Genomic DNA, 12081 nt, shown 5'->3' on the forward strand with positions numbered 1-12081 from the left:
TGAGAAATGTTTCGTGCAAACGTGTGATGTCGGCGCGTCTGTTCGACCATTCCCTGTACGTCGCGTGGCAGTATCCCCCGCACGAACGGGAGCGCTGGGAGGGGATCGTGGCGCTGTGGGCCCTGCACGGCGATGGCCGTCGGGTACAAGACGGTGCCATGGTGGCGCCGGAGGAGCGGCTCAACTGGTTCCTGACCATCGGCTTTGGCGTGCAGCACGTCATGGTGATGTTCGCCGCGACCATGTTGGTGCCGGTGCTGACCGGTTTTCCACCGACGACGACTTTGTTCTTCTCCGGGCTCGGCACGCTGCTGTTCCTGCTGATCACCCGTAATCGAATGCCCAGTTACCTGGGTTCCTCGTTCGCGTTCCTGGCGCCGTTGACGGCGGCGATGCAGGACAACGTGTCGATGGCGGCGCGGGTGGGCGCGGTGCTGGTCGCCGGGGCGCTCATGCTGGTCATCGGCATCGCGGTCAAGGCGCTGGGCGCGCGGCTGCTGGAATCGCTGATGCCGCCGGTGGTGACCGGCGCGGTGGTGATCATCATCGGGCTGAACCTGGCCCGGACCGCGGCACAGGACTTCGAGAAGCAGTCCGGGCTGGCGGTGGTGACCTTCCTGGTCATCCTGTTCGTCGGGGTGGTGCTGCGCGGCACGCTCTCCCGCACGGCGGTGCTGGTCGGGGTGCTGGTCGGCTGGCTGCTGGCCGCGTTCAACGGGGAGCTGGACCCGATCCGGCTGCGCGACGTGCTGACCGCGTCGTGGTTCGGGCTGCCCGCCTTCCAGACCCCGGAGATCCGGCCCGAGCTGGTGATCGCGGTGCTGCCCGCGGTGGTGGTGCTGATCGCGGAGAACGTCGGCCACCTCAAGGCGGTGGCCGCGGTGACCGGCCGGGACCTGGACGGCAGCGCGGGTGACGTGCTGATCGGCAACGGGCTGGCCACCGTGCTCGCGGGCACCGGCGGCGGGATGGGCACCACGACCTACGCGGAGAACATCGGCGTGATGACCGCGACCCGGGTGTACTCCACGGCCGCGCACGTGGTGGCCGCGCTGGTGGCGATCCTGCTCTCGTTCTCGCCGAAGCTCGGGGCGATGATCAACACCGTGCCGCCAGGGGTGATCGCCGGGGCGAGCCTGATGCTGTACGGCATGATCGGGCTGGTCGGCATCCGGATCTGGCTGGACGCCAAGATCGACCTGTCCGATCCGGTGAACCTGATGGTCGGCGGCGGCGCGCTGGTCGCCGGGATCGGCAACCTGACGCTCAGTGTCGGCGATGTGCCGCTGGCCGGGATCGCCTGGGGCACGATCATCATCGTGGTGCTGCACCCGCTGCTGCGCTGGTTGCGGAGTCTCACCCATGGCACGGCGCGGGCGCAGGCCGCGGGGCGGGGCCTGCGTGGCCGGGAGCCGGGCACGCGGGATCAGGACGAGCAGCAGCCGGGCGGCCGGGAGTCCGACGGCGGCAAGGCCTAGCGGCCGCGCAACACCAGTTCGGCCGGGTCCAGGGTGAGCGGGAACGGGCGGGAGATCGTGGTCTGGCTGCCCGCGAAGGCGGTCAGCGTGTGCGTGTACTGGCCGCGCCGCAACTCCGAGGTGATCAGGTGCGGTGTGCGTTCCAGTTCCAGCCGCCAGTAGACCGGGATGCCCGCCTCGGCGTAGAGCTGCGGTTTGATGATCCGGTCCTGCGGGTGGGTGGACGGGCTGACGATCTCCACCACGGCGCGGACCTCGGTGGCCGGGTAGCGGGCCGGGTCGGTGTCCGCGTAGTCGCCGTTGACCACCACGATGTCCGGCACGGCGAGCCGTCCGCCGGGGATGACCACGTTGACCGCTTCGAGGATCTCCACGTCCGCGCCGGCCTGCGCCGCGGCGGTCTCCAGCAGGTTGGCCAGGGCGCGGGAGGCGCGCTGGTGCCGGGTGCCCGGGGCGGGACTCACCGTGAGGACTCCGGGCGTGAGCAGCTCGTAGCGAGTGTGGTTGCCGTTGTCGGGAAGGGCCTCGATGTCCTCGATGGTCCACGGACCGACATGGCGGACGAACGCGACACTCACGGGCTCCCTCCCTCCAGCTCGGGGTCGACTGCCTCCAGTGTGGCATCAGGCTGGCAGCCAGGACAGTGGTAGGTGACCCGGGGCATCCCGTAGCTGAGCTGCTCGCCCACCCGCACCGGACCGCCGCAGCGCAGGCAGCCCGCGCGGCCGCGCTCGAACACCCAGTGCTTGCGCGCGCCGGTGTGCCCGGTGGTGGACTGCTCGGGGTGCAGCTTGTTCCGGGCGAGCAGGCGGCGGCACAGCCGGACCGCGGCGCGCGGGTCCACCGCACCGACCGGGGACCAGGGCGAGACGCCGAGCAGGAAGCACGCCTCGGTCTTGTATATGTTGCCGACGCCCGCCATGACCCGCTGGTCGAGCAGGGCCGTGCCCAGTTCGCGGGTGGGGTCGGCGGCGAGGCGGCGGACCGCCTCGTCCTCCAGCGCGGTGTCCCAGTCCGGGGACAGCAGGTCGGGGCCGAGGTGGCCGATCAGGGTGTGTTCCTCGGCGGTGGGCAGCAGGGCCAGATCGTGCAGGCGGAAGCCGACCGCGACCCGGTCGGCCGTGCTCAGCAGGGCGCGGATCTGGTGGGCCGGGCCGCGCCAGTGCTCGCCGGGGCGGTAGAGGTGCCAGCTGCCGTCCATCCGGAAATGGGTGTGCAGCGTGTGGTCGTCGTCCAGGCGGAACAGCAGGTGCTTGCCGACCGGGCGCACCGACAACACCGTGCGACCGGCCAGCTCGGCCGCGGCGAGGTCCGGGTGGCGCAGCTCGCCCCGGGTGAGGGTCTGCCCGCTCAACGCCTCGTGCAGGCGTTTCGCGGCCAGGAAGACGGTGTCGCCCTCGGGCACCTACGGTCCCTGCAACGCCAGTCGCAGGCCGAGACCGAGCAGGATGGTCGCGGTCAGCCGGTCCAGCCAGGTGCGCACCCGGCGCCTGGACAGCCAGCGGCGGGCGCTGCCCGCCAGGCCGACCAGCACGAACTGCCAGAGGAAACCCAGGCCGACGTGGATGAGCACGAGCAGCGCGGCCCAGCCGGTGGTCGGGCCTGCCGCGGGCAGGAACTGGGGCAGCAGGCTCAGGTAGAAGACGCCGACCTTGGGGTTGAGCAGATTGGTCAGCAGGCCCGAGCGCAGGGCCCGCCAGCCGCCGAGCGCGGGCAGCTCGGGCTGGTCGTCGACCTGGGTGGGTTTGCCGCGGTCACGCCAGGAACGCCACAGCGCCGAACCGCCCAGCCACACCAGGTAGACCGCGCCGGCCAGGCGCAGCGCGTTGTACCCGAATTCCGAGGCGCGCAGCAGCGCGGTGATGCCCGCGATGCTCGCCGCGCCCCAGACCAGGCAGCCCAGGGTGATGCCGAGGCCGGTGGCCAGGCCGGTGCGGCGACCGCCCAGGACCACCGAGCGCAGGATCAGCATGGTGTCCAGGCCGGGGGTGACCACCAGGACGACCGCGGCCAGGCAGTAGGCCAGGAGTAACTCGCCGCTCACTCGACGTCCTGGTCGACCAGCTCGCGGCCGACGGCCTGCTCCTCGGCCTCGGCGATCTCCTCGTCGAGTTCCCGGCGGGCGCGGGCGTTCGCGCTGCGCGCCGAGCGCAGCACCCGGGCCAGCAGCAGGTTGAAGGCGAGCGCGACCTCGCGGGCGCCGGGCGTGCCCCACTGGTGGATCGGCATGCACGCGCCCTGCGCCTGCTGCACGGCCAGCCGGTCCGGCAGCGAGACCGGCATGACCAGCGGGCCGAAGATCTCGCGCAGCTCCTCGATCCGGAACTGGTGCTCGTGCGAGCGTGGCCGGACCCGGTTGACCACCACACCCAGTGGCTGGAGTTCCGGGTTGTTCTCCTCGCGCTCGTTCTGCACCGCCTCGAAGGCGCGCTGCACCCCGGACACGGCGAAGATCGTCGGCTCGGTGACCAGCAGCGCGCGATCCGCCGCGACCAGGGCCGAGCGGGTGAGCTGGCCCAGCGAGGGCGGGCAGTCCAGCAGCACGAGCTGGTAGGGCAGGTCGTCCTCGGCCATCAGCTCCTGCACCCGGTCGAGCACCGTGCCCAGCCGGTTGAGTTCGGTGAGGGTCGGGTTGGGCTGGTTGATCAGCTCGGCTTCCTCCGCGCCGACCAGCACGTCGACCTCGTCCCCCCAGGCGCTGGGGGCGATCGCGGCCCGCACGGCCGTCTTGGTCGGGTTGGTCAGGACATCGACGAGGGAGGAATCGGTCTCCTCTGGCTCCAGCGCCGAGGTGGCGTTGCACTGGGGATCAAGATCGATCACCAAGGTGCGCACCCCGCGCCGCATCGCTGCTGAGGCGAGCCCCAGCACCACCGTCGTCTTGCCGACCCCACCCTTGAGGCTCAACACCGCGACCGTATGCACGGGTGCAGCCTACGGGTTTCCCGATTCAAGGTCTTGTAGCCCGTTTCGGGACTCCTGAGCCAGGCGGATTAGGGTGCGGCTATGCGATCCGACGCCGTGCACCGTGTGCTGGAGGCCGAGCTGGCTGCGGTCCGGGACCGCGGGGTCAGCGCGCCCCGGGTGCTGGATGTCGGCGGTGGCAGCGGGGTGTGGGCGGTGCTGCTGGCCGCGGCCGGATGCGCGGTCACCGTGGTCGAGCCGAGCCCGAACGCCCTGGCGACCCTGCAACGGCGGGCGCGGGAGGCCGGGGTGGCCGACCGGGTCACCGCGGTGCAGGGCGATGTGGACTTCCTGCTCGACGTGGTCGAGCCTGGCGGGGCGGACCTGGTGCTCGGGCACGGGCTGCTGGAGGTCGTGGACGACGTGACCGCGGCCATCGCCGCGCTGGCTGCGGCGGCGGTGCCCGGTGGCGTGGTGTCGGTGCTGGTGGCGAACAGGTACGCGGCGCTGGTCGGACGGGCGCTGGCCGGTCGGCTGGGCGAGGCGCGGCGGTTGCTGGACGATCCGGACGGCCGGGTCGGGCCCGCGGACCAGTTGCAGCGCCGCTTCGACGCGGACAGCCTGGGCGAGCTGCTGGCCGGGGCCGGGCTCGCGATCGAGGTGCTGCAGGGGGACGGGGTGCTCACGGACCTGGTGCCCGGGGCGGTGCTGGACGCGACGCCGGGGGCGGCGGAGGCGCTGGCGGAGCTGGAGCTGGCGGCCGCGGCGCGGCCACCGCTGCGGGATCTGGCGACCCGGTTGCACGCGGTCGGGCGGCGCTGAGCGCGCTGGCCGTCGCGTGCGGTTGGCGGCGCTGAGCGCGGGTGTCTCGACCGGTGGCGGCCGGTGGTGAGCGAGGTCGGGCGCGAAACGCGGTTACCTAGATAACCGTGTTTTCCGGTGCCTGGCGGGCCTGGCCGGGACGGCGAGGGGTCACTGGGCAGCGCCGGCGGCAGGGCTGTGGAAGGTGTAGACGGCGGTGTATTTGACCGACTGCTGGGCGCCGGTGACGCAGGCGCCGGTCGGGCTGACGCCGCCTTCGGTCTTGAGTCGCTGGACGTAGCCGACCTTGCCGAAGACGCCCTCGCCGCGGGTGGCGGTGGACTTGAGCAACAGCTCGGGCACGGCGCCGGGCCGGGCGTTGCTGGCGCCGGCGACCGGGGCGGCGGCGACCGCGCTGCCGTCCAGGGTGGAGATCCACACCGGGCCGCGGGAGTGCAGGCCGATGGTCCTGCCCTCCTTGTCGGTCAGGGTGGCGGCGGGCTCCAGGGGCTTCCAGACCGAGTCGAGGCAGGTGTAGACCTGCACGCCGGTGGCGTCGTAGGTCGCGGTGAGGGTGTGGCCCGCGGGGACGGCGAGCGCGGCGGCGACCTGGCCGGCGGCCTTGACCACGCTGCTCGGCGCGCCCACCGTGGCCGACTGCGGGGCACCGTAACCCGCGCCGCCCTGATCACCCGCGCCGCAGGCGGCCAGGACGCTCGCCACGCCGAGCAGGCCGAGCGTGACCCCGAGCATCTTGAACCGGTTCATGATCTTCTCCTCGAATCGCACCATTCGGGTGACCAGGTCGTTTCCTCGTCAGCCGCCGTGAGATACGGGTGCGATGCGGGCCCGGCTCAGCACCGTGACGCTGTTCGCGATCCGGGCCGGAGCTGAACGGGCGCGCGGGACTCCTCGTGCGAGCCGTTGGTACAGAAGGGTTGTGGATGCTCAGCCAGGGTGTGGATGCTCGGCGGCTCAGTACGGCGTGTGCACCGCGGGCGGCGTCACGTGCACGCCCGCCCGGTACTTCGGCACCCGCACCCGCACCTTGGTGCCCGCGCCGAGCGCGGTCTCCACCACCAGGCCGTAGTCGTCGCCGTAGACCTGCCGGAGCCGCTCGTCCACGTTGGCCATCCCGATGCCCTCCGACGGCGCGCCCGCCCCGGCCAGGATCCCGCGCAATGTCTCCGGGTCCATCCCGGCGCCGTCGTCCTCGATCACGATCTCCGCCTCGGCCCCGGCGTCCCTGGCCAGGATGGTGACCCGCCCGGACATGTCCCGCCCGGACAGCCCGTGTTGCACCGCGTTCTCCACCAGCGGTTGCAGGCACAGGAACGGCACCGCCACCGGCAGCACCTCCGGCGCCACCTGGAAGGTCACCGCCAGCTTGTCCCCGCTGCGCGCGATGGCCAGGGTCAGGTACTGGTGGATGGCGCGCAGTTCGTCGGCCAGGGTGGTGAACTCGCCGTGTTTGCGGAAGGAGTGCCGGGTGAAATCGGCGAAGTCCAGCAGCAGTTCGCGGGCGCGTTCCGGGTCGGTGCGCACGAACGCGGCGATGGTGGCCAGCGAGTTGTAGATGAAGTGCGGGGAGATCTGCGCGCGCAGCGCCTGCATCTCCGCCTCGACCAGCCGGGTGCGCGAGCGGTCCAGTTCGGCCAGTTCCAGCTGCGCGGACACCCAGTTCGCGACCTCCTTGGTGGCCCGCACCAGGATCGGCGGACTGGAGTCGCTGTAGGCGATGAGCGTGCCGAGCACGTGCTCGTCCACCACCAGCGGCGCGATCACCGCGTGCCGCAGCGGGCAGCGGGAGTCGGCGCAGCGGGCCGAGCTGACCTGCACCCGCCCGGACCGCAACGTCTCCGCGGCCTGGGTGAGCGCGCTGGCCGCGTGTGTCTCGCAGTCGCCGGACCAGGCCAGCACCGTCTCCTGGTCGGTCAGGCACAACGCGGGGGTGCCGAGCAGATCGCGCAGCCGCCGGATCGCCTTGCGCGCGGCCTCCGCGGTCAGCCCGGCACGCAGTGGTGGCGCGGCCAGCGAGGCGGCGTGCAGGGTCTCGAAGGTGGCCCGGTCGGTCGGGGTGCCGAAGTCCCGGTTGGCCCGGGACCGGCGCACGATGACCAGCAGCGCCACGCTCAGCGCGGTGAGCAGCAGCAGGAGCACGAACAACGCGGAGGTGCGGGTCATCGGCCGGTGGTTCCTTCCGGGGCGTGCAGCCGGGCCATGGTCGCGTTCACCGAACGCGGCGCGCGTTTCCGGGTGGCCAGCGAAACTCCGATCATCACCGCGAAGCCCAGCGGCACCGACCAGGCGGCCGGCCAGGACAACAGGGTGGTGAACCAGCCGGCCCGCAACTCACCGGAGATGGTGGCCAGCACGGCCAACAGGGCAAGCCCGCCGCCGGTGAGCAACCCGGCGACCGCGCCGGCGGCGGTGAGTCCGCGCCACCAGATGCCGAGCACCAGTAACGGGCAGAACGAGGAAGCGGCGACCGCGAAGGCCAGGCCGACCGAACTGGCGATGGGCAGGTCGGTGCCGATCAGCGCGAGCCCCACCGGCACCACGGTGGCCAGCACCGCGGACAACCGGAACCCGCGCAGCCCGCGGCCGCGGAAGACGTCCTGGGAGAGCACCCCCGCCACCGACATGGCCAGTCCGGAGGAGGTAGACAGGAACGCGGCGAACGCGCCGCCGGCCACCAGCGCGCCCAGCAGTTCGCCGCCGAACCCGGGGATGAGCCGCCGGGGTAACACCAGCACCAGCGCGTCGGTGGCCCCGGTCATCAGCAGATCCGGCGCGTACAACCGGCCGAGCGCGCCGAAGACCAGCGGGAACAGGTAGAAGACGCCGAGCAGTCCGAGCACCACCAGGGTGGTCCGCCGGGCCGCCCGGCCGGTCGGGTTGGTGTAGAAGCGGACCAGCACGTGCGGCAGGCCCATGGTGCCCAGGAAGGTCGCCACCATCAGCGAGTAGGTGACGTAGAGCGGGTGGTCGTCCCGGCCGCCGGAGAGTGGACTGGCCCATTCGTCCCCGGTCAGCGGCCGGGCCGGGGTCACGTGCGGCACCGCGGCGCCCGCCGGGAACACCACCGTGGTGTCCTGGCCGAACTCGTGCGCGCCCGCGGTCAGCTCCAGCCGCGCGCCTTCATAGGTCTTGTCGTCCAGCCGTCCGCGTACGGTGACCTGCACCGGTTCGGCGTTGTGCACCTGGACCGGGGTGCGGATGGTGACCGTGGTCTGCTGGCTGAAGGCCACCGGCCGGTCCCCGTCCAGCAGCGGCGCGCCGTCCCGCTGCCAGACCATGATCAGCAGGATCGCTGGGACCGCGATCGCGGTCAGCTTGAGCCAGTAGTGGAAGGCCTGCACGAAGGTGATGCTGCGCATCCCGCCGGAGGCCAGGTTCAGCGTGACCACCACCGCCACCACCACGCCGCCCACCCACACCGGCGCGTTGGTCAGCGTGTTCAGCGTCAGCCCCGCGCCCTGCAGCTGGGGCAGCAGGTACAGCCAGCCGATGCCCACCACCAGCAGGCTCGCCACCCGGCGCACCGCCACCGATTCCAGGCGGTTCTCGGCGAAGTCGGGCAGCGTGTACGCGCCGGAGCGGCGCAGCGGCGCGGCCACCAGCGCCAGCATGATCAGGTAGCCGGCGGTGTAGCCGACCGGGAACCACAGCATGTCCGCGCCGAAGCTGAGGATCAGTCCGGCCACGCCGAGGAAGCTGGCCGCGGACAGGTACTCGCCGCTGATCGCCGAGGCGTTCCACCACGGGCCCACCGAGCGGGAGGCGACGTAGTAGTCGGAGGTGGTGCGGGAGACGCGCAGGCCGTAGGCGCCGATGAGGATGGTCGCCACCGTCACCACGCCGACCGCGATCAGACCGGAGAGCGCGTTCACGTCGAGTGGTCCTCCACGAAGTCCTGGTAGTCGCGCTCGATGCGTTCCGCGCCGCGCACGTACAGCCAGCCGATGAGCAGCAGCACCGGGTAGACCCCGCCGCCGAGCACCAGCCACGGCACCCGCACCCCGAACAGCTCGGCCGAGCGGCTGGCCGGGACCAGCGCGAACAGCAGCGGCAGCAGACCCAGCGGCAGCACCGCCAGGCAGACCGCGATCGCGGCGCGCAGCTGGCTGCGGATGAGCGCGCGCAGTGACACCTCGTCCAGGGTCGCCTTGTCGTCCCGGCCGATCCGGGCCGCGCGATTCGGCCGGGCGGACCTGGTGCGCGGGCCGGTGACCACCACCCGCCGGGGTGGCTGGCGCGGCTCGGTCACGTCGTGGTCTCCCGTGGTCGCGGAGCGTGGTCAGGCGGTGCCGGCGCTGACCCGGGTGGATGATGCCGGAGAGCAAGCCCATTGAAAGTGACCCAGGTCACGGCCGAGTCTATGGTCCGCGGATATCAAGACCAAACGGATCGAGGGAGCCCACCGGTCGGCGGCCGTTCATCGTGGCGGCTGCCGATCGGGACGGGCCTGCCGCACCAGCAGATCGCGCAGTTCGCGGGCGTGCCGCCGGCTCACCGGCAGCACCTGCGCGCCGACCCGCACGCTGAGTTGCCCGGTGTCCAGCCGCAATTCGTCGACGAAACGCAGCGACACCAGGTGGCTGCGGTGCACCCGCACGAACCCGGCCGCCCGCCAGCGTTCCTCCAGCTGCCCGAGCGAGGCGCGGATCAGGTGCGTCTCCTGCCCGGTGTGCAGCCGCGCGTAGTCCCCGCAGGCCTGGGCGTAGTGCACGTCGGCCAGCCGGACGAACCTGGTCAGCCCGCCCAGCTCGACCGGGATGACCTCATCCGGCGGTTCCTGGGTGACCGGGTGCGCGCCGGCGGGCTGCGCGGCCGTCGGTGGTCCGGCGGGGACGGGATCGAGGCGTTCGGTCCGGACCCGCTCGTCCACCCGGCGCACCGCCTCGGCCAGTCGCGCCGCCCGGATCGGTTTGAGCACGTAGTCCACCGCCTTCAGCTCGAAGGCCTGCACCGCGAAGTCCTCGTAGGCGGTGACGAACACGACCAGCGGCGGTGTGCTGAACCGGGTGAGCAGCCGGGCCAGTTCCAGTCCGTCCAGGCCGGGCATGTGGATGTCCAGGAACACCGCGTCCAGGGTGTCGCCTTCCTTGGCGACCTGGTCGATGTGGCGCAACGCCTCCATCGCGCCCTCGGCGCCGTCGGCCTGCTCGATCCGGCCGTCCGCGCGCAGCATGTGCAGCAGCTCCGCCAGCAGCGGAGCCTCATCGTCGACCGCCAGCACCCGTAGCACCCTCGGTACTGTAACGACCTGATCAAACGATCAGTAGCGGGTGCCCGGGTACTTCCCGGCGCAGACCGGTGAAGTGCCGGCGGACGAGGTCCTGGGCGTAGCCGAGCACGCACTCCACCAGCTCGAAGGCGGGCAGTCCGCCCAGGTGGTAGGTGTGCCGCCGGCCTTGCAGGGCCTCCAGCCGGTCCAGCGCGCCTGCGGCCAGGTCGGCGCTGTCGAAGTGCGGCAGGAACCGCCAGCGGCGTTGCAGGTGCAGCCGGTGCAGCTGCCCGCCCCAGGCGCGGACATCGGCGCGCAGCAGGTCGGCCACCCCCGGTCCGTCCAGGTCCGGCCGGCCGTAGGCGTGGCAGGCCAGCACGTCGGTGTCCGGGTGGCGGCGGTGGAAGGACACGCAGTGGCCCCGGCTGGCCGAGCCGGTCAGGTGCGGCTGGACCAGGGTGTGCGCGCCGGGCGGCAGGCCGCTGACGCTGCCCAGGGTGGTGTAGAGGTCCAGTCGCCGGATCCGGGCCGCCAGGGCGCGTTCCTCCTCGGTGGCGTCCAGCACCGGCAGCACCTCGTCCAGCCCGACGGCCAGCACCAGGTCGTCGAAGGTGTGCTCGGTCCCGTCCACGACCACGCGCACGCCGTCGGCGTCCCTGGTGATCCGCTCGACCCGCACGCCGCGGCGCAGGCCGGGCAGCTCCTGCGCCACCCGCCGCCACAGTTCGGCGAAACCGCCGTCGAGCGCGCGCACCTGGTCGGTGCCCAGACCGGTCAACTCGGCGTACTTGACCAGGTAGAGCGCGGGCAGGTCCAGGTCGAGGTGGCCGTAGCCGGCCGCGGTGTAGCCGGGGCCGAAGACCTCGGCCAGCGCGCTGAGCCGGTACTCGGCCAGCCAGCGCCGGGCCGGCGCGGCCAGCACCCTGGCGGAGTGCGCGAGGCCGGGATCGGCGATGCGCGGGAACAACTCGGCCCGGACCCGGCGGTAGCGGGTGAGGGTCTCCCGGCACAGCGGACCGGGGACGCGCGGCCGGGAGCGGCCGGTGGACGGGTCGAACAGCAGTGGCGGGCCGGTGTCGGTGGTGCGCAGGCCGAGTTCGGCGACCAGCGCGTCCAGCCGATGGTGTGTGGGGGAGTAGCCGTGGCCGCCCAGGTCGTAGCCGCGGCCGTCGATCTCCGCCGCCGCGCACTGCCCGCCGATGGCGTGCCTGGCCTCCAGCACGGTCACCCGGTGTCCGGCCCTGGTCAGCTCGCGTGCGGCGGCCAGTCCACTGGCGCCGGCGCCGAGCACGGCGACCGAGCGCGCGTGCTCGAAGTCTGCGGGCATGAGTTCCTCGGTGCGTTCGCGCGGGGGCCGGAGAAGAATCACTCCACGGTCAGCATGGCCTAACCTGCGGTCGGTCGGCCACTTCCACACCCAATCGGGTGAGTCGGATCAAAATAACGGTTCTGGCAATGTTCTTGATGGCTGGCAAGTTCTGCGCCCTCTAGGAACATTGCCGCTGGTGGTCGCTGGTGCGCTAGGCTCTGGTGCGAGTAGATCGGTTCATTTTCAACTACTTCGCCGAGTCGACCGATTAACGGTGAAACTGACCGCTCGTCGCCAATTCCGCGCCATTCGTCGGCGGTATAGTCCATTGGTGGCGCGCTGGCGGGAACATGTCATTC

12 protein-coding genes are annotated in these 12081 nt (G+C 72.1%); 2 read left to right on the forward strand and 10 right to left on the reverse strand.

Annotated features, from left to right (window positions below; all coding sequences use genetic code 11):
- Positions 1–26 precede the first annotated feature (26 nt).
- Positions 27–1478, forward strand: coding sequence for a uracil-xanthine permease family protein (locus tag MZC64_RS35575; protein WP_282106424.1), 1452 nt, complete (start codon positions 27–29; stop codon positions 1476–1478).
- Here the strand turns inward: MZC64_RS35575 and MZC64_RS35580 are convergent.
- The 4 genes from MZC64_RS35580 to MZC64_RS35595 are packed head-to-tail and all read right to left on the reverse strand — an operon-like array spanning position 1475 to position 4403.
- Positions 1475–2056: a Uma2 family endonuclease gene (locus tag MZC64_RS35580; protein WP_247760398.1), complete on the reverse strand. Its 582-nt coding sequence runs from the start codon at positions 2054–2056 to the stop codon at positions 1475–1477. The genes MZC64_RS35575 and MZC64_RS35580 overlap by 4 nt on opposite strands.
- Positions 2053–2883: a DNA-formamidopyrimidine glycosylase family protein gene (locus MZC64_RS35585; protein WP_247760397.1), complete on the reverse strand. Its 831-nt coding sequence runs from the start codon at positions 2881–2883 to the stop codon at positions 2053–2055. Before MZC64_RS35585 ends, MZC64_RS35580 begins: the two co-directional genes overlap by 4 nt.
- Positions 2884–3522: a LysE family translocator gene (locus tag MZC64_RS35590; RefSeq protein ID WP_247760396.1), complete on the reverse strand. Its 639-nt coding sequence runs from the start codon at positions 3520–3522 to the stop codon at positions 2884–2886.
- On the reverse strand, positions 3519–4403 hold the full coding sequence (locus MZC64_RS35595; RefSeq protein WP_247760395.1) for a ParA family protein: 885 nt from the start codon (positions 4401–4403) through the stop codon (positions 3519–3521). Before MZC64_RS35595 ends, MZC64_RS35590 begins: the two co-directional genes overlap by 4 nt.
- Before the next feature lie 81 nt (positions 4404–4484).
- Here MZC64_RS35595 and MZC64_RS35600 point away from each other — a divergent pair, with 81 nt between their 5' ends.
- Positions 4485–5204 carry a bifunctional 2-polyprenyl-6-hydroxyphenol methylase/3-demethylubiquinol 3-O-methyltransferase UbiG gene (locus MZC64_RS35600; RefSeq protein ID WP_247760394.1) on the forward strand — a complete coding sequence of 240 codons (720 nt, stop codon included), beginning with the start codon at positions 4485–4487 and terminating at the stop codon, positions 5202–5204.
- A 150-nt stretch (positions 5205–5354) separates the two neighbouring features.
- Here MZC64_RS35600 and MZC64_RS35605 read toward each other — a convergent pair whose 3' ends face one another.
- The 6 genes from MZC64_RS35605 to MZC64_RS35630 form a co-directional block, all read right to left on the reverse strand.
- Positions 5355–5951: a DUF3455 domain-containing protein gene (locus tag MZC64_RS35605; protein ID WP_247760393.1), complete on the reverse strand. Its 597-nt coding sequence runs from the start codon at positions 5949–5951 to the stop codon at positions 5355–5357.
- Between the two features lie 207 nt (positions 5952–6158).
- Positions 6159–7367, reverse strand: a complete 1209-nt coding sequence (locus tag MZC64_RS35610) for a histidine kinase (RefSeq protein WP_247760392.1) — start codon at positions 7365–7367, stop codon at positions 6159–6161.
- Complete coding sequence (locus MZC64_RS35615) at positions 7364–9076, reverse strand: cation acetate symporter (protein ID WP_247760391.1); 1713 nt, start codon at positions 9074–9076, stop codon at positions 7364–7366. Before MZC64_RS35615 ends, MZC64_RS35610 begins: the two co-directional genes overlap by 4 nt.
- Positions 9073–9453: a hypothetical protein gene (locus MZC64_RS35620; RefSeq protein ID WP_247760390.1), complete on the reverse strand. Its 381-nt coding sequence runs from the start codon at positions 9451–9453 to the stop codon at positions 9073–9075. The genes MZC64_RS35615 and MZC64_RS35620 overlap by 4 nt, the downstream gene beginning before the upstream one ends.
- A gap of 168 nt (positions 9454–9621) precedes the next feature.
- On the reverse strand, positions 9622–10434 hold the full coding sequence (locus MZC64_RS35625; protein WP_247760389.1) for a LytTR family DNA-binding domain-containing protein: 813 nt from the start codon (positions 10432–10434) through the stop codon (positions 9622–9624).
- Positions 10435–10456: 22 nt separating this feature from the next.
- Positions 10457–11740, reverse strand: a complete 1284-nt coding sequence (locus tag MZC64_RS35630; RefSeq protein WP_247760388.1) for an FAD-dependent oxidoreductase — start codon at positions 11738–11740, stop codon at positions 10457–10459.
- Positions 11741–12081 lie beyond the last annotated feature (341 nt).

The sequence above is a fragment of the Crossiella sp. S99.2 genome (genome assembly GCF_023094165.1).
Classification (GTDB): domain Bacteria; phylum Actinomycetota; class Actinomycetes; order Mycobacteriales; family Pseudonocardiaceae; genus Crossiella.

What these genes read in the sequence shown, in the direction of transcription:
- MZC64_RS35600 (WP_247760394.1), top strand. Translation starts at nt 4,485, where the DNA reads ATGCGATCCGACGCCGTGCACCGTGTGCTGGAGGCCGAGCTGGCTGCG.
- MZC64_RS35605 (WP_247760393.1), bottom strand. Translation starts at nt 5,951, where the DNA reads ATGAACCGGTTCAAGATGCTCGGGGTCACGCTCGGCCTGCTCGGCGTG.
- MZC64_RS35630 (WP_247760388.1), bottom strand. Translation starts at nt 11,740, where the DNA reads ATGCCCGCAGACTTCGAGCACGCGCGCTCGGTCGCCGTGCTCGGCGCC.
- MZC64_RS35610 (WP_247760392.1), bottom strand. Translation starts at nt 7,367, where the DNA reads ATGACCCGCACCTCCGCGTTGTTCGTGCTCCTGCTGCTGCTCACCGCG.
- MZC64_RS35575 (WP_282106424.1), top strand. Translation starts at nt 27, where the DNA reads ATGTCGGCGCGTCTGTTCGACCATTCCCTGTACGTCGCGTGGCAGTAT.